Source organism: Pseudomonas sp. TE3644 (assembly GCF_056278815.1).
Genome location: NZ_JBWBQF010000001.1, coordinates 3,918,054 through 3,940,430, shown reverse-complemented (window position 1 = coordinate 3,940,430; position 22,377 = coordinate 3,918,054). Strand labels below are relative to the sequence as shown.

The following is a 22,377-nucleotide window of genomic DNA, read 5'->3' as shown; positions in this document are numbered from 1 at the left end:
CGCCGCCGCCCAGCGGCATGGAGGCCGTGCCCGATGCAGCCTTGTACCTTGAGCTGGTGGTCAACCGCATGAGCACCGGCCGCGTGGTGCAGGTGCAGCAGCGCGCCGGGCAGTTGTACCTGCCCCTGGCCGACTTGCAGGCAGCTGGCTTGAAACTGCCTGGCATTACGGGGCCGGAGGTGGCGCTGGAACAGGTGCAGGGCCTGCACAGCGACTACGACAGCCAGGCCCAGCGCCTGCTGCTGGACGTGCCGCCCGACTGGCTGCCGGCCCAGCGCATCGGCAGCAGCCAGGCCTACCCGCGCACCCAGGCCATGAGCAGTTTCGGCGCCTTGCTCAACTATGACCTGTACCTCAACGATACCGATCAACAGGGCCGCTACCTGGCGGCCTACAACGAACTGCGGGTATTCGATACCTGGGGCACGCTGTCGAGCACCGGGCAGTTTCGCGAAAGCCTGTCGGGCGATGCCTACGCCAATACCAGCCGCTTCCGCCGTTATGACACCACGTGGCGCTACAGCGATGATGAGCGCCTGCTGACCGTGGAGGCCGGCGACCTGGTCAGCGGCTCGCTGCCCTGGAGCAATTCAGTGCGCCTGGGCGGGGTACAGCTGTCGCGCGATTTCTCCGTGCGCCCCGACCTGGTCACCTACCCGCTGCCAGCGTTTGCCGGGGAGGCGGCGGTGCCGTCCTCGGTGGATCTGTTCATCAACGGCTACAAAAGCACCAGCGCCGAGTTGCAGCCGGGGCCTTACACCCTGACCAACATCCCTTACATCAACGGTGCCGGGGAGGCGGTTGTGGTGACCACCGATGCGCTGGGCCGGCAGGTGTCCACCACCTTGCCGTTCTACGTCACCAGCACGTTATTGCAGAAGGGCCTGATGGATTTTTCGGTGGCGGCGGGCAGCGTGCGCCGCGACTACGGCCTGAAGGATTTCGCCTACGGGCCGGGGGCGTCAACGGGCAGTGTGCGCTACGGCCTCAGCGACATTTTCACCCTGGAAGCGCACGCCGAGGCGGCGCAGTCCCTGACCCTGGGCGGCGTGGGCGGCAACCTGCGACTGGGCAATCTGGGCGTGCTCAACAGCGCGATCAGCCAGAGCCGCTTCGATGGTCTCAGTGGCCAGCAATACAGCCTGGGCTACCAGTACAACAGCCCACGGCTGAGCTTCAACTATCAGCGCCTGCAACGCCGTGACGACTACGCCGACCTGACCCTGGTGGACGCACCCTACACGCGCATGAGCCAGCGCAGCCAGCAGGTCACGCTCAGCCTGAATCTGGAGCGCTACGGCAGCCTGGGCGCCGGTTTTTTCGACGTACGCGCCGGTGACGATTCCCGCACCCGCCTGCTCAACCTGACCTGGAGCAAATCGCTGTGGGGCAGCAGCAGTGTCTACCTGTCGGCCAACCACGAGATCGGTGCCAGCAGCTGGGCGGTGCAGGCCCAGGTGGTCATCCCCATCGACCTGCGTGGCAACCTCAGCCTTGGGATGGAGCGTAACCAGCAGGGCCAGACGCAGCAGCGGGTCAACTACAGCCACGCCGTACCCACCGAAGGCGGGCTGGGCTACAACCTGGGTTATTCAAGGGGCGATCAGCAGACCTATCGTCAGGCCGACCTGACCTGGCGCCTGCAATCGGTGCAACTGCAAGCGGGCGCTTATGGCACCAGCGAGCAGACCACGCGATGGGCGGACGCCAGTGGATCGCTGGTGTGGATGGACGGCGGGGTGTTTGCGGCCAATCGCATCGACGATGCCTTCGTGCTGGTGAGCACCGATGGCTTTGCCGGCGTGCCGGTGCAATATGAAAACCAGCGGGTAGGCAGCACCGACCGTGGCGGCCATCTGCTGGTGCCCTGGACCAGCGGCTATTACCGCGGCAAATACGAGATCGACCCGCTGAACCTGCCGGCCAATGTGCGCAGTGCGTCGGTGGAGCAGCGCGTGGCGGTGCGTCGTGGCAGCGGGTATCTGGTCGAGTTCCCGCTTGTGCCCGTGGTGGCGGCCAGCCTGGTGCTGGTCGATGCCGGGCAACAGCACCTGGCGCTGGGCAGCACCGTGGTCGATGAGCACAGCGGCAGCCGCACGGTGGTGGGCTGGGATGGACTGGTGTATCTGGAGAACCTGCAGGCACACAACCGGCTTACCGTGTCCCTGGCCGATGGCGGTCAATGCCAGGTGCAGTTCGATCTGGACATCCATCAGCAGGGCGATGTGCCCTTGCTCGGGCCGTTGGTGTGCCAATGAAAGCCTGCCTGGCCGCTGTGCTGGCGCTGTTGTGCGCCAGCGGCGCCAAAGCGGCGTGTTCGGTGACCACGCCTGCGGCGCCCACCTTTGGCCAGGTCAGTTCGGTGCTGGTGCGCACCACGGTGCAATCGACCTCCACCAACAACGCGGCACTGACCTGCACGGGCTCGCTGCTGTCGCTGCTGGGCAGCGGCGATCATTTTTACCTCACCGTCAGCTCCAACCAAACCGGTTTGCAGGTCGGCGGCAGCGGGCCGGTGATCGGCTACACGCTGTACGCCAACAACAGCACCAGCTACCCGATCGCCCGTGGCGCCCAATTCGATTTCGCCCGCAATTCGCTGATTGACCTGTTGGGCCTGCTGGCCGGCTCAACGCCCAAATCCGTACCGTTGTACTTGCAGACCATCGTCGGCAGCAACGTGCCCGCCGGCCTTTATACCGAGACACTGACCCTGGCCTGGAGCTGGAACTACTGTTCAGGCATCGGCATTGGCGCCATCTGCCTGGGGCGCGACATTGGTTCCGGCTCGATGAACATGGTGGTCAACCTGCAAGTCACCAACGACTGCCAGATCACCGCCCCCAGCATCAACTTCGGCAGCGCGCCGCTGGTGATTGGCTTTGGTACGGTCAACAGCACGGTCAGCGTGTCCTGCACCCTGGGCAGTGCCTACACGGTGGGCCTGAGCGATGGCGGCCAACCGATCAGCGCCGGTGGGCGGCGGCGCATGCTGTCCGGTACCAATTACCTGGCCTACGACCTGTTCAAAAGCGCCGGCAGCGTGCGCTGGGGCAACACCGGCGCAGCGCGGCGCAACAGCAGCGACGCCGAGGTGAACCCCGGCAATGGCACGGGCACGGGCAGCCAGGTGTTCAATTTCAACGGCAAGGTGTACACCGACCAGGTTACGCCGCCGGTGGGGGCGTATGTGGACAATGTGACGGTGGATGTGGCGTTCTAGCGCTGTAGCCGCTGCCGACAGGCTGCGCTGGCCGGTATGAACCCGGCAGATTTTCAGCGGGGCTGAGGGCCAGCGCAGCCTGGCGGCAGCGGCTACGTATTATTCGACAAATAGGTTTACATAATTACCATCAAAAACAGGGTGTTGGAACTGGGTAAACGGGCTGTTCCGCTTTTAGGCATGACACAATCAGACGCCTCTAAGAAGTGTTTTACCCCACCTGTCGATGGGCCTTCATTTGTCTGAACTGTTAAGCCTCAAAGAAAATGCCTTGGTCCCTCATCCCGCTGGAATGCTTAGTTTCGGAACGGTGCCAGACATGCCGAGTTTCGCGCTGCCGGGTGGGGAAATTTATCTACGCGTGGGTGTGCACCGGGCAGAAAACCGCGGCTATGGTGTGCGACACATCTGGGAGGCTCATTGCTCGGACCTCAAACGGTACGGATGCACCAGCATTGAAGGCGTTGCCGCACATGTTTCTCGGATGATCGTGGTGGGGGCACCCCTGTTCTGTGAGTTTCGAGAGATGAAAGGCAACCATCGGTTGGCGGTCATGAAAACGCCAGCGGGCTCCCTGGTATTGGAGCCTCGACATGAGCGGCGAGGGTTTGGCTATTACGTGGTTACCTGGTATCCGAAGCGGCGATTGGACGGCACTTTGGTTGGCCGAATCTCGAGGGCATCCGGTCAGGCATAAAAAAAGCGTCCCGAGGGACGCTTTTGGATTTGAGAGGAGTAGTCGCAGCGATTCTTTAGCTCCTGGTCGTAATCGACCGTGGGGTCAGGATCCGATGAGAAGACTCATCGTCACTACTTCAGAGAGTGCCAGTATCTCTGCTGCCAGAATTCTGGGGGGGCGTTACTGGAGCCCATGCCCAGAGATGCGCAATTGCAGTCCTCAAATCGTATTTTCAACCCACATGATCTTAGAGTCAATCACTCAACCGTTTCCAACTGTAGCCGCTGCCGACAGGCTGCGCTGGCCGGTATGAACACGGCAGATTTTCAGCGGGACTGAGGGCCAGCGCAGCCTGGCGGCAGCGGCTACAGATTCTGCATTTTCGGGGCAATGGTGATGGGCGCCACCATGGCGTAGTTGTACCCCGGCCCCGACCAGTAGTCGGCCTGCAACTGCCCTTCACGCCGCGTACCGCGCGGCAGCAGGTTGTTGTTGGGCCCAGGTGGGCGGATGTAGAAGGTGACCTTGGCGCCCGCAGCATCCTGGTACAGCACCATGGCCGCAGGCCCCTGGTCGGTGCTCAGCAGGCGGGCGCCCACGGCCTTGAAGCCTGCGCCACTGAGGTCGGGCAGGCGTTTGGCGTTGCTGAAGTAGCGGTCCAGCCATGGCTGCAAGGTGTCAACGTCGCTGACCTTGAAGTCGGCCGGCATCACATCTTTTTCAGCAAACAGGCGGTAAGCCTGCAGGGCATCGCTCATGGGCGCGACGGCCGGGTGGCGCGCCTGATGGGCTTGCCAGCCGCCCAGGCCACCCAGGCCCACGGCCAGCACCAGCACGGCAGCGCGGGCGAAGTGTTGCTGGTAGCGATGGCGGCGGCGCTGGCGCAGGTTGGCCGGGTCCAGCGCCGGGTTGTCAGCCAGCGGCGCGCTGCCCAGTACCGAGCGCAGCAGGCGCGCATCGTGCTGCCAGCCCTTGACCTCGCGGGCCACCTCCGGGTGGCTGGCCAGCCAGGTTTCCAGGCGTTGGCGGTCGGCGGGGTCCAGGCGCAGGTCCACGTAGGCATGCAGGTCGTGTTCGGTGGGGGGCAGAGTGATCATTTCAATATCCGCAGGGCAGGGCGATGAATCTCGCCTTCGGTGAGCAGGCGCAAGGCCTGGCGCGCACGGGACAGGCGCGACATGACCGTGCCGATGGGCACTTGCAGCACGGTGGCCGCGTCCTTGTAGCTCAGGCCTTCGACCGCCACGGCGTGCAGCAGTGCGCGTTGTTCATCCGTGAGGCGATCAAAGCCTTGCAAGGCTGACTGGGCCATGACCGTGCGCTCCACCGAGGGCTGATGATCTTCGCGACCGGTGAAAAACTCCAGCAGGCGTGCATAGCGGCGGCTGCGCCGGTGGTTGTCGACAAACTGGCGGTACAGAATCTGAAACAGCCAGGCGCGCAGCTCGCCCTCGGCGTGCTTGTCGCCTCGCCGGCTCAGGGCTTTTTCCAGGCAGCTTTGCACCAAATCGTCAGCGCTGCTGGGGTCGCGGGTCAGCGACAGGGCGAAGCGTCGCAGGCGCGGCAGCAGGGGACGCAGTTGTTCATCGAAGTCGTTCATGTAAGGCCTGCAGCAGGGGGCGCTGTCTCAAGACTAGGCTCTGTATGAAATGTATTCCAGCGAAGGCCAGGCAAGGCGAAAACAGGCGAGGAAGCGGAGTTTACGGGTTGTAAATGAGCATTCCGAGCCTGTTTTCAACGCAGCATGGGCGAGCTGGGATGCATTTCGTACAGAGGCTAGCAAGACGAATGACGCGGCGTTTTATTCCACGGCACCTAACCTCAATTTATTCCGCAGCGCAGTGGGAATAAAACGCGCTGGGTTTCGTCTCATAGCACCCCACCTATTCGGAGTCGCTCATGCCTGACCCAACGCCCCCACCTTTGACCCTGTTCGACAAGGCCGTGCGCCTGCTGGGCATCGGCGTCATCCTGGCCGTGGCCGTGGCCGCTTTCGCGTACGTCAGCGGCCGCCTTGACCCTGACCGCCTCAAGCCGCGCGACCTGGTCAACGCCCTGCAGACCAACAACGGCGTGCACCCCGGTTACCGGCGCAACCACGCCAAGGGCGTGTGCGTGATCGGCTACTTTGAAGGCAACGGGCAGTTGCAGGGGCTGTCCAGCAGCCCGGTGTTTGCCCAAGGTCGCACGCCGGTGGTGGGGCGCTTTGCCTTGCCCAGCGGCAGCCCCTATACACCGGACACCGGCGTGCCGCTGCGCAGTTTTGCCCTGCGCTTCAGCCTCGCCAACGGCCAGCAATGGCGCACTGGCATGAACAGCATGCCGGTGTTCCCGGTGGGCACCCCCCAGGCGTTCTACGCCATGCTCAAGGCCGGCACGCCGGACCCGGCCACCGGCAAGCCCAAGCCCGATGCCATGCCGGCCTTCTTCGCCTCGCACCCCGAGACCGGCCCATTCCTGGCCTGGGTCAAGGGCGCCAAGCCCTCGGCCAGCTACGCCACCGAGACCTACAACAGCATCAATGCCTTCTACCTGAGCAACGCCGACGGCCAGCGCCAGGCCGTGCGCTGGGCCGTGGTGCCCGAGGCGACCGACAGCACACCGGCAGGCGCCGACGCCGGTGCCGACTTCCTGCAGACCGACCTGGCCCAGCGCCTGGCCGGTGGCCCGTTGCGCTGGACCCTGCGCATGACCCTGGCCGAACCCGGTGACCCCGTGGACGACGCCAGCAAGGCCTGGCCCGCCGGACGCAAGACGGTCGACGCCGGTACCCTGGTGGTTGAACGCATGCAGCCGCAGATCACCGGCCAGTGCCGTGACATCAATTACGACCCCACTATCTTGCCCAGTGGCATCGAAGCCTCCAACGATCCGCTGCTGGCAGCGCGCTCGGCGGCCTACGCCAGCTCCTACCTGCGCCGTACTTCGGAAGTCGATCAACTCAGCGCCAGCGCGCCTGCCGGGGAGGCCAAGCCATGAAAGCCCGTCCTGAACATTTCGCCCCGGCTGCCCGGGTGTTGCACTGGTTGATGGCGATCATGCTGATTGCCATGCTGTTTATCGGCGTGGGCATGGTCAGCAGCGTGTCCGAGCGGCATGAGTGGTTGCTGCACCTGCACAAGCCGCTGGGTATTGCGATTCTGGCGTTGGTGATTGTGCGGCTACTGGTGCGCTGGTGCACCCGCCAGCCGCCGCTGCCGGCGGATTTGCCCGCCATCCAGAAACTGGCGGCCAAGCTGTCGCACTGGTTGCTGTATGCCTTGATGTTCCTGCTGCCGCTGGTGGGCTGGGCGATGATTTCGGCAGCCGGAGACCCGGTGATGCTGGGCGCTTCGTTGCACCTGCCGCCGATTCTGCCGGCTGAGCCGCACACCTATGCGCTGCTGCGCAAGGCCCATGGGCTGTTGGCGTATCTGCTGTTTGTGACGGTGCTGGCGCACTTGGGGGCGGCGCTGTATCACGGCTGGATACGGCGCGATGGGGTGTTGCAGAGCATGACATCGGGCGATAAGCCTTAGGGTCGCTGGCTTCGTAGCCGCTGCCGTCAGGCTGCGCTGGCCCTCAAGTACACCCGAGGAAGCCGGGTTTGCAATACGGGCCAGCGCAGCCTGGCGGCAGCGGCTACGGGGTGTCAGCGCAGCTCGTGCACCAGCTTGCCGATCACGCTCAGCACATCCTTGCCCAACTGCGCCGAGCGCTTGCCCGACCAGCCGGTGACGGCATCCGGGTTGTCGTCATGATCCTTGAACGGCATCTCCAGGGTCAGCGACAGGCAGTCGAACCGCGCGCCCACGGCGTTGCAGGCCAGGGTCATGTTGGCCTGGCCCGGTTCGTCGCGGGTGTAGCCGTGCACCTGCTGGAAGTCTGCGGTCTGCTCGCACAGCAGGTCGCGGAAACGCTGCTCCAACCCGGCAATGCGCGGGGTGTACTGCGGGTTGCCTTCGCAGGCCGCGGTGAATACGTGGGGGATTTCCTCGTCACCATGCGCATCGATGAACAGGTCCACGCCGAATTTCTGCATCTGCTGCAGGGCAAAGAACACTTCGGGGCTGAACTCGGCGCTGGCGTCCTGCCAGGCCCGATTGAGGTCCTTGCCCATGGCGTTGGTGCGCAGGTGGCCGTGGAACGCGCCGTCGGGGTTCATGTGCGGGATCAGGTACAGGTCGGCTTCGGCCAGCAGGGCGTTGAGCTCGGCGTCATCGTTGTTCTTCAGGCGCTCGATGATGCCTTCCATGAACCATTCGGCCATGTGCTCGCCAGGGTGCTGCTGGGCAATCAACCAGACCTTTTTCTTGCTGGCGGCGCCATCGCCCTTGCGCAGCAATTGCAGGTCGCGACCCTCGACGCTCTTGCCCACGGCCAGCAGTTGCAGGCCTGCGTGGGTGATGGCCTGGTTGATCAGCCAGTCGTGCCGCTCGCGGCTGTAGGGTTCGAAATAGGCGAACCAGGCCTGGGGCTGCTCGGGTTCGAAGCTGAAGTTCAGGGCCTGGCCGTCGAACTGGCTGGGCACGCGGAACCAGGTGACGTGGTCGTAGGAGGCAACCACGTTGTAGCCAGCCCAGGCATTGCGGTACGACGACTGCCCGGCGTTGGTCAGGCTAAAGCCATGAACCTGCCCGGGCACCAGGCCGTCGACCTTGAAATGAAACCATTGGAAATGGTCGCTGCGGGTATCGGCGCGTATCGCCAGGCGAGCCTGAGTGGCATCGCTGGCGTCGATCACCTGAATATTGCCGCTGTCGAAATCGGCGCTGAAGGTCAGGGGGGCCTCGGCCATGTTCGCTTCCTTATTAGAGTCTGGTACGGCCAGTACTCTACACCCTCAGCCCCGATGCGTCAGATCCAGGCGGCCAGCCCGCCGATCAGCAGCGCGCCCAGCACTGCCATCGCCCAACCCAGCCCGCCGTGACCACGGCGCTGCTGGTGCCAGTCGCCCAGGCCCAGGTGGCGCGCGGCCGGCAGCAATTGCCGCCAGCGCAGCTCGGTGCCGTGGAAGGCCTGCAGGTGCGTGGCGTCGGCGTCCAGCCAGCGGCGGAAATCGATGCGTTCACTCGCGGTGGTTTGCGGGTTCTGCAGCTTGACGTACCAGGCGCTGGCCGCCTGGCTGCCGACCTGGCTGCGGCATTGTTCCAGCACTTGCAGCATGGCCTTTTCCACCTGCGCCTGGCTGATGTCCAGGTGCAGGGCGATGGCCGGGTAGGGCAGGTCATCCAGGCGGCTGAGCAGGAACACCTGCTGCACGCGGCGCGGCAGTTTTTTCAGGCGCAGGTAAAGTGCGTCCTGGCCTTGATCGACCGGCTGGTGCTGGAAAAGATTGTGCAGAGGCGAGAGCAGATGAGTCATCGAAACGTCCTCCTGGCCGCCAAGGGCCTGGTCGATTGCGGGCTGCGAGTGCATCCGTGAGGGGGCGTCTTCCCTGACGCTGGCCGCAGCTTAATGTCTTTGAGAGTCATTCTCAAGTGTAAAGTTCCATCTGTTACGCTAAATCGCTGATTTGCTAGCTGAAAATTAGCGATGGGCGCTTTTCACCAGCAAGAGTCCTTTGCTATCATGCGCGCCATCGAATTCAAGCAACACCCGTCTTCATTAGCCTGAAGAAACCAAAAAAAAGACCCGGCAAAAAGCCGGGTCAAAAACCGTGATTAGCCTGATGAGGAGATAATTCGAAAGTCCGACCTAAGGCCTTTCGGATTACCCAACCGATCTCGCGATCAGTTGGCTCAATAATAATCGTTATCATTTGCAAGTCAAATGATTTCTCGCTGTGCTGTCGAATTTTTTCTCGTTCAGTCCAGCGGCAGTTCGGTGGTGCGTTTCACTTCGCTCATGGCGATGTTGGAATGCGCTTCCTGCACATGCGGCTTCTGCAACAGATGGTCGCGCAGGAAACGTTCATAGGCCGCGATGTCCTGGGCCACCACCTTGAGCATGTAATCCATCCCGCCCGCCATGGTGTAGCACTCCAGTACCTCCGGGTAGCCGGTGATCGCTTCTTCGAACTCGGCCAGATAGCGCCGGCCATGCCCCGACAGCTTGACGTTGACGAACACCGTCATGCTCAGCCCCAGCTTTTGCGGGTTGAGCAGGGCCACCTTGCGCTCGATTACACCTTCTTCCTGCATGCGATGAATGCGCCGCCAGCACGGTGACTGCGACAGCTCCACCCGCTCGGCGATATCGGCGGCCGACAGGTCGGCGTCGTGCTGGATCAGGCGCAAAATCCGGCGGTCGAGGGCGCTTAGCTTGGACTGCATGATCAATTCCCTTTTCTTGTTTTTAGCGAAACGTTCATGCGCCATAACAGCAGAAACGCCCGAATTTAGAAAGAAAAAGCCGCACGCCTGAAGGCATATTTTTAGCCACTGACTGATGAGTCTATGGCCACCATAAAAATAACAGGAGTGCCGCATGTCCCTAGCCGACGTCCGCCTGGACGACAAGTACCGTCTTGCCACCGGGCACCTGTACCTCACCGGTACCCAGGCGCTGACGCGCCTGCCCATGCTGCAAAAGCAGCGTGACGAGGCCTTGGGCCTCAACACCGCCGGGTTCATTTCCGGCTATCGCGGCTCACCCTTGGGTAATCTGGATAAAAGCCTGTGGGAAGCGCGTGACTATCTGCAGAAGAACGCCATCCATTTTCAGCCGGGCATCAACGAAGAGTTGGGTGCCACGGCCGTTTGGGGCAGCCAGCAGGTCAACCTGTTTCCCCAGGGCAAATACGATGGCGTATTTGCCCTGTGGTACGGCAAGGCACCGGGCGTCGACCGTTGCGGCGACGTGTTCAAGCACGGCAACTCGGCCGGCGTGGCGCCCAAGGGCGGCGTGCTGGTGCTGGCCGGTGACGACCACGGTTGCAAATCATCGACCATCGCCAGTCAGAGCGAGCACGCCTTCATCGCGGCGATGATCCCGGTGCTCAACCCCAGCAACGTTCAAGAGATGCTCGACTACGGCATCATCGGCTGGGAACTGTCGCGCTACAGCGGCTGCTGGGTGGCAATGAAGACCATTGCCGAGAACGTCGACTCCTCGGCGGTGGTGGAGGTCGACCCGCTGCGGGTGCAGACCTGCATCCCCGAGGACTTCGAACTGCCCGAGGGCGGGCTGCACATTCGCTGGCCCGATCCGCCGCTGGCCCAGGAGGCGCGCCTCAATACCTACAAGATCTACGCCGCACGGGCCTTTGCCCGCGTCAATCAGCTCAACAAGGTGGTGCTCGATTCGCCGCAGCCACGGTTGGGCATCATCACCACCGGCAAGTCTTACCTTGACGTGCGGCAGGCCTTGATCGAATTGGGCCTGGACGAGGAGCTGTGCGCTCAGGTTGGCATCCGCCTGCTAAAAGTCGGCATGAGTTGGCCGCTGGAGCCGGTGTCGGTGCATGACTTTGCCCAGGGCCTGGACGAGATCCTGGTGGTGGAGGAGAAGCGCAGCGTCATCGAAGACCAGCTTACCGGCCAGCTCTACAACTGGCCGGTGGACAAGCGCCCGCGCGTGGTGGGCGAGTTCGACGAGCAGGGCCGTTCATTGCTGCCCAACCTCAGCGAGCTGACTCCGGCGATGATCGCCCGGGTCATCGCCAAGCGCCTGGCGCCAATCTACAGCAGCCCGCAGATCGAAGCGCGCCTGCGTTTCCTGCAGGACAAGGAGCAGGCCTTGCAGGCGCCGTTGCACAACGTGCAGCGCACCCCGCATTTCTGTTCCGGCTGCCCGCATACCAGCTCCACCAAGGTACCCGAGGGCAGCCGCGCCCTGGCCGGCATCGGCTGCCACTACATGACCATCTGGATGGACCGCGAGACCGATACCTTCACCCAGATGGGTGGCGAGGGCGTCACCTGGATCGGCCAGGCGCCCTTCACTGAAACTGCCCACGTGTTCCAGAACCTGGGCGACGGCACCTACTTCCACTCTGGCCACCTGGCCGTGCGTGCGGCGGTCGCTTCCGGGGTCAATATCACTTACAAAATTCTCTACAACGATGCAGTGGCCATGACTGGCGGGCAGCCTATCGACGGTATCTTGCGGGTCGATCAGCTGAGTCGTCAGGTGTTCGATGAAGGCGTGCAGCGCATTGCCCTGGTCAGCGACGAGCCGGACAAATATCCCAGCCGGGCGGGCTTCGCACCGATCACTACGTTCCACCATCGCCGTGATCTGGACGCGGTGATGCGTGAATTGCGCGAGTTCAAAGGCGTGTCGGTGATCATCTACGACCAGACCTGCGCCACGGAGAAACGCCGTCGGCGCAAACGCGGCACCCTGCCCGAACTCAATAAGCGCGCCCTGATCAACCCGGCGGTGTGCGAAGGCTGTGGCGACTGCGGGGTGAAGTCGGGGTGCCTGTCGGTGCTGCCGCTGGAAACCGCCCAAGGGCGCAAGCGCGAGATCGACCAGAGTGCCTGCAACAAGGATTTCAGCTGCGTGGAAGGCTTCTGTCCCAGCTTCGTCACCGTGCATGGCGGCCAGCTGCGCAAGCCGCGGTTGCCCAGCCGTGACCAAGCCTTTGCTGCGCTACCGGAGCCCACTTTGCCGCGCCTGGACAAGCCCTTCAACATCCTGCTGCCTGGCGTTGGCGGCACCGGCGTGACCACCGTGGGCGCCTTGCTGGGCCTGGCGGCCAACTTGGAAGGCAAGGGCTGCAGCGTGCTGGACCAGGCGGGCTTGGCGCAGAAATTCGGGCCCGTGGTCACCCACATTCGAGTCGCGGCGTGCCAGGACGATCTGTTTGCGGTGCGCATTGCCGCAGGTGATGCTGACCTGCTGCTGGGCTGCGACCTGCTGGTGGCCTCTGGGCCGGATGCCTTGGCCAAGCTAAGCCTGGACAAGTCCCACGCCGTCATCAACAGCCAGCAAACCCCGACGGCGGCGTTCACCCGTGACCCCGATGCGCAATTCCCGGCGGCGGCCATGACCCAGGCGATCAGCGATGCGGTGGGCGCCGACAAGACGCACTTTGTCGATGCCACACGCTTGGCGGTAGGGCTGCTGGGCGACAGCATCGCCAGCAACCTGTTCATGCTCGGCTATGCCTACCAGCTGGGCCTGATCCCGCTGACGGCTGAGGCGATCAACAAGGCGATCGAGCTCAATGCCGTGGCGGTGGGTCTCAATCAGCAGGCGTTTATGTGGGGGCGCAGGGCGGCCCATGATGTGCAGGCAGTGGAGGCCGTGCTCAAACCTGCGGTTCAGGTGCCCGTGGAGCTTTCCCTCGATGAGCGCCTGGCAGCCAACGCCGCGACCTTGCGTGACTACCAAAACCAAGGCTATGCCGATCGGTACCTGGCGCTGGTTAAGCAAGTGCGTGAAGCGGAGAGCCGTCAGGTTCCTGGCCAGCCCCTGGCATTGACGGAAGCCGTGGCACGTTACGCGTTCAAACTGATGGCCTACAAAGACGAATACGAAGTGGCGCGGTTGTACAGCAACGGTGAGTTCACCCGTCAGTTGCAGGGGCAATTCGAAGGCGATTACCGCCTGGAATTTCACCTGGCGCCGTCGTGGCTGGGCAAGAAGGGCAAACGCAGTTTTGGGCCGTGGATGCTCAAGGCATTCGGGCTGCTGGCGCCGTTCAAATTCCTGCGCGGCACCGTATTGGACCCGTTTGGCCACAGCCAGGAGCGGCGCCAGGAGCGGGCGTTGATCGAGGGGTACAAGGCTGATATTGCCCTGATCCTCGAACACCTGACCCCAGCCAACCGCCACACAGCGCTGAGCCTGGCGCGTTTGCCGGAGCAGATTCGTGGGTATGGGCATGTGAAGGACAAAGCAGCGGCGGCCGCCGAGCAAGAGGCCCAGCGCTTGCGCCAATGCTTGCACGATGGCGAGCCTGCAGTAGTCAAACTCTACGAAGTAGCGGCATGACCGTAGCCGCTGCCGCCAGGCTGCGCTGGCCCTTGTGTACGCTGTAGATCCTCAGCGGGGCATAGGGCCAGCGCCGCCTGCGGCAGCGGCTACAGGGTTGCGGCAGTCATGCTAATGTGGGGCTGAGCGAAGGTTGTAGCCGCTGCCGCCAGGCTGCGCTGGGCCTTGTGTGCGCTGTGGATCTTCAGCGGGGCATAGGTCCAACGCAGCCTGCGGCAGCGGCTACAGGGTTGCGGTAGTCATCCTAATGTGGGGCTGAGCGACGGTTGTAGCCGCTGCCGCCAGGCTGCGCTGGGCCTTGTGTGCGCTGTAGATCCTCAGCGGGGCATAGGGCCAGCGCAGCCTGCGGCAGCGGCTACAGGGTTGCGGTAGTCATCCTAATGTGGAACTGGGCGAAGGTTGTAGCCGCTGCCGCCAGGCTGCGCTGGGCCTTGTGTGCGCTGTGGATCTTCAGCGGGGCATAGGTCCAACGCAGCCTGCGGCAGCGGCTACAGGGTTGCGGTAGTCATTCTAATGTGGGGCTGAGCGAAGGTTGTAGCCGCTGCCGCCAGGCTGCGCTGGGCCTTGTGTGCGCTGTGGATCTTCAGCGGGGCATAGGTCCAACGCAGCCTGCGGCAGCGGCTACAGGGTTGCGGTAGTCATCCTAATGTGGGGCTGAGCGAAGGTTGTAGCCGCTGCCGCCAGGCTGCGCTGGGCCTTGTTTACGCTGTGGATCTTCAGCGGGGCACGGGGCCAGCGCAGCCTGCGGCAGCGGCTACAGGGGTACGGGAGTCATCTTGCTGTGGGACCGGGCGAAGCTCGGGAAGGGTGCGACGCGATTTTGCTGGTTTGCCCCTTCCCGAGCTGCACCCGGTCCCACAGCGGCTACGGGGCCGCCATCTCCGCCAGCACGCTGCCTTCGGTCACCATCTCGCCTTCCTGGCAATGCACGGCGCCGATAATGCCCGCGTGCGGTGCACGAATGCTGTGTTCCATTTTCATGGCTTCCAGCACGATCAGCGGCGTACCGGCCTCCACCTGTTCACCCACACTCACCAGCACCCGCACGATGCTGCCGTTCATGGGCGCGTTGAGGCTGCCCTGGTGACCGTGGTCGGCGTCAGCTTCGGCGATGGGGTCGAACAAGCTGACCGGGTGGACGTCGCTGCCCCACCGCACGAACAGGGTATCGCCCCGGCGCCAGCTCGGTGCGCCGGCTTGGCATTGCACATGGACCACCTGGCGCTGATTGCGGCAACGCAGATGCACCACTGTTTCGGCCGGCAACCCCAGGCGCAGGCCCCGAGATGACGACCATGGATCACCGTCACCAAGCGGCAACCAGGCGGTGGCAGCGGCCTGCCAGAACGCCTCGGGCAGTGAGGAGGGCGGCGGTAGCAGATCAGCCTGATGCCGCGGGATAAACCCGGTATCCAGCTCGGCCGCCGCAAACGCCGGATGGCCGATGATGCGCCGCAAAAACGCCAGGTTGGTACGCACGCCGCCCACCGCAAACTCGTCCAGCATGCTCAGCAAACGCAGCCGTGCCTGCTCACGGGTTTCGCCCCAGGCAATCAGTTTGCCCAGCATGGGGTCGTAGAACGGCGACACGCTGTCGCCTTCAGCAACCCCGCTGTCCACCCGCCGCCCAAGGCCTGGCGCAGATTCTTCATACAGCGCCAGTGTGCCGGTGGCCGGCAGAAACTCGTTGTCAGGGTCTTCGGCATACAGCCTGACTTCAATCGCGTGACCCACTAGGGGCACTTGGGCTTGGGTGATCGGCAGCGGCTCACCCTGGGCCACGCGGATCTGCCAGGCCACCAGGTCCAGGCCGGTAATGGCTTCAGTGACCGGATGCTCTACCTGCAGTCGCGTATTCATTTCCATGAAGAAGAATTCGCCACGGGCATCCAGCAAAAACTCCACCGTGCCCGCGCCCACATAACCGATCGCCAGCGCGGCCTTCACCGCCGCCTCGCCCATGGCCTGGCGCAGTTCAGCGCTGAGGCCTGGGGCAGGGGCCTCCTCGACCACTTTCTGATGGCGGCGCTGGATCGAACAGTCGCGCTCGTTGAGGTACAGGCAATGGCCGTGCTGATCGGCAAACACCTGGATTTCCACGTGCCGAGGTTGCAGCACGTACTTCTCCACCAGCATGCGCGCATCGCCAAAGGACGATTGCGCCTCACGTTGCGCCGAAGCCAGGGCGTCGGCCAGTTCGGCCTCGCGCTCCACCACTTTCATGCCCTTGCCGCCGCCCCCAGCCGTGGCCTTGAGCAGCACCGGGTAGCCAATGCGCTGGGCGGCGGCGCGGAACGTCTCCAGGTCCTGAGCCTGCCCGTGGTAGCCGGGCACCAGCGGCACGCCAGCGGTTTCCATCAGCGCCTTGGCGGCAGACTTGCTGCCCATGGCGTCGATGGCGCTGGCCGGAGGGCCGAGAAAGATCAACCCGGCGTTCTCGATGGCGCGCGCAAACGCCGCATTCTCGGACAGGAAGCCATAGCCGGGATGGATCGCCTGGGCACCGCTGCCCAGCGCCGCTGCAACGATCTTGTCGATATCCAGATAGCTCTCACTGGCCTTGCTACCCCCCAGGTCCACGCGCCGGTCGGCCTCGCGGCTGTGGCGGGCGTCGCGGTCAATGGTGCTGTGCACGGCCACGGTGGTCAGGCCCATGGCCTTGGCGGTGCGCATCACCCGGCAGGCGATTTCGCCGCGGTTGGCCACCAGCAGGGTGTCGATTGAACGGATGCTCATGGGCGCGGCTCCTGTGCTTGCCAGGCGGGCGGGCGTTTTTCCAGGAAGGCGCGCAGGCCCTCCTGGCCTTCGCCACTGACGCGGATGCGAGCGATGGCGTTCTCGCAATAGCGGCGCACGGCAGCGGTGGTTTCACCGTGTGCGACCTCGCGCAGCAGTTCCTTGCAGGCACGCATCGCCTGCGGACTGTTGAGCAGCAGGGTGTCGATCCAATGCGCCACACGCTGCTCCAGATCCTGGGCAGCAAAAGTCTCGGCCAGCAGCCCCAGTTCGCGGGCGCGCCGGCCGTCGAAGCGCTCGGCGCTCAAAGCGTATTGACGGGTGGCACGCTCGCCGATGGCCTTGACCACGAACGGGCTGATCACCGCAGGGGTCAGGCCGATGCGCACTTCCGACAGGCAGAACTGCGTATCCTCAGCGCCGATGGCCAGGTCGCAGCAACTGATCAACCCCAGGCCGCCGCCAAAGGCCGCCCCCTGGACCACCGCCAGCGTCGGCAGCTTGAGCTTGCCCAGGCTGTACATCAGCTCGGCCAGCTCACGGGCATCGTCCAGGTTGGTGTTGAAATCCAGCTGCGCCGCCTGTTGCATCCAGGCAAGGTCGGCGCCGGCACAGAAGTGCTTGCCGCGCGCGCGGATCAGCAGAAACCGCAGGGTGCCGTCGCTGGCCACCGCATCCAGAGCCACGATCAGCTCGCGAATCATCTGCGCGTTGAAGGCGTTGTTTTTCTCCGGGCGCGCCAGCCACAGGGTGGCGAAGCCGCGCGGGTCGTGCTGCAGTTCGAGGGTGCTGAAATCGTTCATGATCACATCCGGAAAATGCCGAAACGGCTGGCTTCGATGGGCGCGTTCAGCGCGGCCGACAGGGCCAGGGCGAGGATGTCGCGGGTCTGGGCCGGGTCGATGACGCCGTCGTCCCACAGCCGGGCGCTGGAATAGAAGGGGTGGGCCTGGCGCTCGTACTGTTCGAGGATGGGCTGCTTGAGCGCCGCTTCCTCCTCGGCGCTGAAGCGGCCACCGGCGCGTTCGCTCTGCTCACGCTTGACCTGCACCAGCACGCCTGCAGCCTGTTCGGCGCCCATCACGCCGATGCGTGCGTTGGGCCACATCCACAGCAGGCGCGGGTCGTAGGCGCGGCCGCACATGCCGTAGTTGCCGGCGCCGAAGCTGCCGCCGATGATCACCGTGAACTTGGGCACCTTGGCGCAGGCCACGGCCGTCACCAGCTTGGCACCGTGCTTGGCGATACCGCCGGCTTCGTATTTCTGGCCCACCATGAAGCCGGTGATGTTCTGCAGGAACAGCAAGGGAATGCCGCGCTGGCAGGCCAGCTCAATGAAGTGCGCGCCTTTCTGCGCCGCTTCTGCGAAGAGAATGCCGTTGTTGGCCAGAATCGCGATCGGCATGCCGTGCAGGTGAGCAAAACCGCACACCAGCGTGGTGCCGAACAGCGCCTTGAATTCATCGAACACCGAGCCATCGACCAGGCGGGCCATCACTTCGCGCACATCGAATGGCTGCTTGGCGTCCGCCGGAATCACCCCGTACAGCTCATCGGCCGGGTACAGCGGGGCGCTCGGCGTCTGGCACTGCAACTGGCCCTGCTTGCGCCAGTTGAGGTTGGCCACGCAGCGGCGGGCGATGGCCAGCGCGTGTTCATCGTCGTTGGCAAAGTGGTCGGCCACCCCCGAGACTTTGCAGTGCACGTCGGCACCGCCCAGTGCCTCGGCAGTCACCACCTCGCCGGTGGCAGCCTTGACCAGCGGCGGGCCGGCAAGAAAGATGGTCGCCTGTTCGCGGACCATGATGGTTTCGTCCGACATGGCCGGCACGTAGGCGCCGCCTGCGGTGCACGAACCCATCACCACGGCGATCTGTGGAATGCCTTGGGCGCTCATGGTGGCCTGGTTGAAAAAGATGCGGCCGAAGTGTTCGCGGTCCGGGAACACCTCGTCCTGACGCGGCAGGTTGGCACCGCCCGAGTCCACCAGGTACACGCACGGCAGGCGGTTTTCCTGGGCGATGGCCTGGGCGCGCAGGTGTTTTTTCACCGTCAGCGGGTAGTAGCTGCCGCCTTTGACCGTGGCGTCGTTGGCGATGATCATGCATTCCACGCCTTCGATGCGACCGATGCCGGCGATCACGCCCGCAGCCGGCACGGCTTCGTCGTACACCTGGTGAGCGGCCAGTTGGCCGATTTCCAGGAAGGGCGAGCCGCTGTCGAGCAGGCGATTGATGCGCTCGCGCGGCAGCAGCTTGCCGCGCGCGGTGTGGCGCGCCTGGGCCTTGGCGCCGCCGCCTTCGTGGACCTGGGTCAGCAGGCTGCGCAGGGCCTGGACCTGTTCGAGCATGGCCGCCTGGTTGGCGATGAAGTCGGCGGCGCGAGGCGATAGCCGGGTGTGCAGAATAGCCATGGGGCGCGCTCCGTCAGCGGGTTTCGTTGAACAGTTCACGGCCAATCAGCATGCGCCGGATTTCGCTGGTGCCGGCACCGATCTCGTAGAGCTTGGCGTCGCGCAGCAGGCGGCCGGCGGGGAATTCGTTGATGTAGCCGTTGCCGCCTAATATCTGAATGGCCTCCAGGGCCATCTGCGTGGCGCGCTCGGCGCTGTACAGGATCACCCCGGCAGCGTCCTTGCGCGTGGTTTCGCCGCGCTCGCAGGCCTGGGCCACGGCATACAGGTAGGCGCGGCTGGCGTTGAGCTGGGTGTACATGTCGGCGACCTTGCCCTGGATCAGCTGGAACTCGCCGATGCTCTGGCCGAACTGCTTGCGGTCATGGATGTAGGGCACCACCAGGTCCATGCAGGCTTGCATGATGCCGGTGGGGCCGCCGGACAGCACCACGCGCTCGTAATCCAGGCCGCTCATCAGCACCTTCACGCCGCCGTTGAGCACGCCGAGGATGTTTTCCTCTGGCACCTGCACGTCGTCGAAAAACAACTCGCAGGTGTTGGAGCCGCGCATGCCCAGCTTGTCGAATTTCGGGCTGCGGGTGAAACCGGCCCAGTCGCGTTCCACGATGAAGGCGGTAATGCCGTGGGCACCCTTGTCCAGGTCGGTCTTGGCGTAGATCACGTAGGTGTTGGCGTCGGGGCCGTTGGTGATCCAGGTCTTGCTGCCATTGAGCACGTAGTGATCGCCGCGCTTGTCGGCGCGCAGTTTCATTGACACCACGTCAGAGCCGGCGTTGGGCTCGCTCATGGCCAGGGCGCCGACGTGCTCGCCGCTGATCAGCCTGGGCAGGTACTTGAGCTTCTGTTCATGGCTGCCGTTGCGGTTGATCTGGTTGACGCACAGGTTGGAATGCGCGCCGTAGGACAGGGCCACCGAGGCCGAGGCGCGGCTGATTTCTTCCATGGCCACCACGTGGGCCAGGTAGCCCAGGCCGGCGCCGCCGTACTCCTCCGGTACCGTGATGCCCAGCAGGCCCATGTCGCCCAACTGGCGCCACAGGTCGGCGGGGAACAGGTTGTCGCGGTCGATTTGCGCAGCGCGAGGGGCGATCTTGTCGGCGGCGAACGCCTGCACCTGGTCACGCAGCATGTCGATGGTTTCGCCCAGGGCGAAATTCAGGGTCGGATAGCGCATGGGTGGCCTTTGTCGTTGATTGTTCTTGTGGGTTTTGTGCTTACCTTTACGTTAACGTAAGCCTGCGGTCGAAAACTGTCAACTCAGTGGCAAGCTGTACGGAAGTCGCCCCTGTAGCAGCTGCCGAAGGCTGCGTCACGGACGCCGCGCAGTGGCTGACACACCGCGCCGCCTGCGACGCAGCCTTCGGCAGCTGCTACAAAGACGCCGATGCGATCTTGAAATCGGTCAGATCCCTTCGAAAAACTGCTCGATCTGCTTACGCTCCAACAGCCCAAGGTGCGCGGGCCGCCAGCGCGGCTGCTGATCCTTGTCGATCAGCAGCGCCCGCACGCCTTCCAGCAGATCACCGTGGGCAAACCATTGGCGGTCCAGGTGCATCTCCATGGCAAAACAATCCTCAAGGCTCATGTGGCGGCCGCGGCGCAGCATCTCCAGGGTAACGGACATGGCCAGCGGCGAGCGCTGTTTCATCAGTTGCGCCGTGGCGTCGGCCCACAGGTGGCTGTCGGCAACCGTGACCTGGTGCAACTGCTCGACCATGCTGGCGATGTCGGGCAGGGCGAAGAAGTGGTCGATGGCTGGGCGCAGGCGGTCCAGCGGGGCATCGGGTAGGGTCTGCACACCCAGTTTGGCCAAGGTGCCCTGCAGGTCCTTGAGCGGGTTGTCGCTCCAGCTGATTTTGTCCAGGCGTTCGTCCAGGGTGGCCAGCTTGGCGCTGTCCACGTACCAGTCGGCCAAGCCGCAGTACAGGGCGTCGGCAGCCTGGATCTGGCTGCCGGTGACACCCAGGTAAATGCCCAGCTCGCCTGGGATGCGCGGCAGGAAGTAGCTGCCGCCCACGTCCGGGAAATAGCCGATGGCAACTTCGGGCATGCCGATGCGGCTGCGCTCGGTGACGATGCGCAGGTCGGCGCCCTGGGCCAGGCCCATGCCGCCGCCCAGGGTGTAGCCGTCCATCAGCACCACCACCGGCTTGCGGTAGTAGTGCAGGCACAGGTCCAGGGCGTATTCCTCGGTGAAGAAGGTTTCGTGGCACTGGGTGCCGTCGATGTAGGTGTCGTACAGCCAGCGGATATCGCCGCCGGCGCAGAAGCCACGGCCGCTGCCGCGCAGCATCACGGCGTGGATGTGCGGGTCGCTGGCGTAGGCGTCGAGGTAGGCGCGCAGGGTGCGGACCATGTCCAGGTTGAGCGCGTTGAGATCGTTCGGGCGATTGAGGGTGAGGTGACCTATATGGTTGCGTACCTCACCGATGACCTGCTGATCCAAAGTGCCGAACGTCGGATTGCGGGTGCCAAACACCGATGCGGTCATCGCGTACTCCCTGTTATTGTCATGAATTCCAATGGCTTGCGCGGGCTGAAGGCCGCCGGTTTCGGGGTGCCCTTGCACAGCATAGACGTGATCCCGACAGTGCGTCAGGGATGTTGGGCGCAGCGGCCCAAGGCGTGGATAAATAACGAGAACAGCTGCGGCCGTGAGCGGTTTCCAGAGCGGCGCAGCCATGGCGGCTGCACCTGATGAAGCCACAGCAATACCGTAGCCGCTGCCGCCAGGCTGCGCTGGCCGGTGAGAATCCTGAAAATCTCCGGCGTGGCACAGGGCCGGCGCAGCCTTCGGCAGCGGCTACGGTGTTGCGTCAGGGTTACTTGAGCAACTGCGCGAAGCGGTCGATGGCCAGGGTGTAGCCCTGGGTACCGAAGCCTGCGATCACGCCCACGGCCACCAGCGACACGTACGAGTGGTGGCGGAACGATTCGCGCTTGTGCACGTTGGAGATGTGCACTTCCAGCACCGGCACTTCACAGGCGATCAGCGCGTCATGGATGGCCACCGAGGTGTGGGTCCAGGCGCCAGGGTTGATGACGATGCCGGCGACGCGACCACGGGCCTGATGAATCCAGTCGATCATCACGCCTTCGTGGTTGGTCTGTTTGCATTCCACGGCAAAGCCGTGCTCTTCACCGCGGCGGGTGGCCATGGCTTCGACGTCGGCCAGGGTCTCGTGGCCGTACACGGTCGGCTCGCGCAGGCCGAGCATGTTCAGGTTGGGGCCATTGAGTACCAGGATGATCTTGGACATTGTGTGTTCCTTGTAATGGGCAGGCGAGGTTGCATACAGCAGGTGCAGGCGCAGCGCGCGAACGGCGCTCAGGATAACGGGAAACGCACGGCAATACGAACCGTCGGAGGGATGACAGATTTTTCATCTGGGAGGGCGAAAGATGTTATATCATAACCAGCATTGCCCGCCGACACTGTCCCAGACCATGCCATTGCCC

The 22,377-nt window shown here is 64.0% G+C and carries 16 protein-coding genes; 5 read left to right on the top strand and 11 right to left on the bottom strand.

The features are described from left to right. The first annotated feature begins 17 nt into the window (after nucleotides 1-17). Nucleotides 18-2,258 (top strand): fimbria/pilus outer membrane usher protein, encoded by a 2,241-nt coding sequence (locus ACZ9GA_RS17285; protein WP_457361538.1) that lies wholly within the window; start codon nucleotides 18-20, stop codon nucleotides 2,256-2,258. Beyond that, nucleotides 2,255-3,223, top strand: coding sequence for a Csu type fimbrial protein (locus ACZ9GA_RS17280; RefSeq protein WP_457361539.1), 969 nt, complete (start codon nucleotides 2,255-2,257; stop codon nucleotides 3,221-3,223). Before ACZ9GA_RS17285 ends, ACZ9GA_RS17280 begins: the two co-directional genes overlap by 4 nt. Nucleotides 3,224-4,267: 1,044 nt before the next feature. Here the strand turns inward: ACZ9GA_RS17280 and ACZ9GA_RS17275 are convergent. After that, entirely contained in the window at nucleotides 4,268-4,999 is a 732-nt protein-coding gene (locus ACZ9GA_RS17275; RefSeq protein ID WP_457361540.1) for an anti-sigma factor family protein, read from the bottom strand. Continuing rightward, nucleotides 4,996-5,502 carry a sigma-70 family RNA polymerase sigma factor gene (locus ACZ9GA_RS17270; RefSeq protein WP_457361541.1) on the bottom strand — a complete coding sequence of 169 codons (507 nt, stop codon included), beginning with the start codon at nucleotides 5,500-5,502 and terminating at the stop codon, nucleotides 4,996-4,998. The genes ACZ9GA_RS17275 and ACZ9GA_RS17270 overlap by 4 nt, the downstream gene beginning before the upstream one ends. A gap of 299 nt (nucleotides 5,503-5,801) precedes the next feature. Here ACZ9GA_RS17270 and ACZ9GA_RS17265 point away from each other — a divergent pair, with 299 nt between their 5' ends. Together ACZ9GA_RS17265 and ACZ9GA_RS17260 are read left to right on the top strand one after the other, a co-directional pair. Beyond that, nucleotides 5,802-6,881, top strand: coding sequence for a catalase family peroxidase (locus tag ACZ9GA_RS17265; RefSeq protein ID WP_457361542.1), 1,080 nt, complete (start codon nucleotides 5,802-5,804; stop codon nucleotides 6,879-6,881). After that, nucleotides 6,878-7,420: a cytochrome b gene (locus ACZ9GA_RS17260; RefSeq protein ID WP_457361543.1), complete on the top strand. Its 543-nt coding sequence runs from the start codon at nucleotides 6,878-6,880 to the stop codon at nucleotides 7,418-7,420. Before ACZ9GA_RS17265 ends, ACZ9GA_RS17260 begins: the two co-directional genes overlap by 4 nt. A gap of 113 nt (nucleotides 7,421-7,533) precedes the next feature. Here ACZ9GA_RS17260 and ACZ9GA_RS17255 read toward each other — a convergent pair whose 3' ends face one another. The 3 genes from ACZ9GA_RS17255 to ACZ9GA_RS17245 all read right to left on the bottom strand — a co-directional run bounded on the left by ACZ9GA_RS17255 (nucleotide 7,534) and on the right by ACZ9GA_RS17245 (nucleotide 10,156). Beyond that, entirely contained in the window at nucleotides 7,534-8,679 is a 1,146-nt protein-coding gene (locus ACZ9GA_RS17255) for a M14 family metallopeptidase (protein ID WP_457361544.1), read from the bottom strand. Nucleotides 8,680-8,738: 59 nt separating this feature from the next. Then, a complete protein-coding gene (locus ACZ9GA_RS17250) occupies nucleotides 8,739-9,245 on the bottom strand; it encodes a sigma factor-like helix-turn-helix DNA-binding protein (protein ID WP_457361545.1) in 507 nt (168 codons plus the stop codon). A gap of 443 nt (nucleotides 9,246-9,688) precedes the next feature. Beyond that, on the bottom strand, nucleotides 9,689-10,156 hold the full coding sequence (locus ACZ9GA_RS17245; protein ID WP_008368989.1) for an Lrp/AsnC family transcriptional regulator: 468 nt from the start codon (nucleotides 10,154-10,156) through the stop codon (nucleotides 9,689-9,691). A gap of 154 nt (nucleotides 10,157-10,310) precedes the next feature. On the opposite strand from ACZ9GA_RS17245, the gene ACZ9GA_RS17240 reads away from it, so the two are divergent. Continuing rightward, nucleotides 10,311-13,766, top strand: a complete 3,456-nt coding sequence (locus ACZ9GA_RS17240; RefSeq protein WP_457361546.1) for an indolepyruvate ferredoxin oxidoreductase family protein — start codon at nucleotides 10,311-10,313, stop codon at nucleotides 13,764-13,766. 864 nt (nucleotides 13,767-14,630) lie between these two features. Here ACZ9GA_RS17240 and ACZ9GA_RS17235 read toward each other — a convergent pair. From ACZ9GA_RS17235 to aroQ, 6 genes are all read right to left on the bottom strand, one after another. Then, nucleotides 14,631-16,502 (bottom strand): acetyl/propionyl/methylcrotonyl-CoA carboxylase subunit alpha, encoded by a 1,872-nt coding sequence (locus ACZ9GA_RS17235; protein WP_457361547.1) that lies wholly within the window; start codon nucleotides 16,500-16,502, stop codon nucleotides 14,631-14,633. Next, a complete protein-coding gene (locus ACZ9GA_RS17230) occupies nucleotides 16,499-17,305 on the bottom strand; it encodes a gamma-carboxygeranoyl-CoA hydratase (protein WP_457361548.1) in 807 nt (268 codons plus the stop codon). The genes ACZ9GA_RS17235 and ACZ9GA_RS17230 overlap by 4 nt, the downstream gene beginning before the upstream one ends. A gap of 2 nt (nucleotides 17,306-17,307) precedes the next feature. Next, on the bottom strand, nucleotides 17,308-18,915 hold the full coding sequence (locus tag ACZ9GA_RS17225; RefSeq protein WP_457361549.1) for a carboxyl transferase domain-containing protein: 1,608 nt from the start codon (nucleotides 18,913-18,915) through the stop codon (nucleotides 17,308-17,310). 13 nt (nucleotides 18,916-18,928) lie between these two features. Beyond that, entirely contained in the window at nucleotides 18,929-20,092 is a 1,164-nt protein-coding gene (locus ACZ9GA_RS17220; RefSeq protein ID WP_457361550.1) for an isovaleryl-CoA dehydrogenase, read from the bottom strand. A gap of 228 nt (nucleotides 20,093-20,320) precedes the next feature. Beyond that, nucleotides 20,321-21,409, bottom strand: a complete 1,089-nt coding sequence (locus ACZ9GA_RS17215; RefSeq protein WP_457361551.1) for an enoyl-CoA hydratase/isomerase family protein — start codon at nucleotides 21,407-21,409, stop codon at nucleotides 20,321-20,323. Between the two features lie 331 nt (nucleotides 21,410-21,740). Then, nucleotides 21,741-22,178 (bottom strand): type II 3-dehydroquinate dehydratase, encoded by a 438-nt coding sequence (aroQ, locus tag ACZ9GA_RS17210; RefSeq protein ID WP_455925728.1) that lies wholly within the window; start codon nucleotides 22,176-22,178, stop codon nucleotides 21,741-21,743. Nucleotides 22,179-22,377 lie beyond the last annotated feature (199 nt).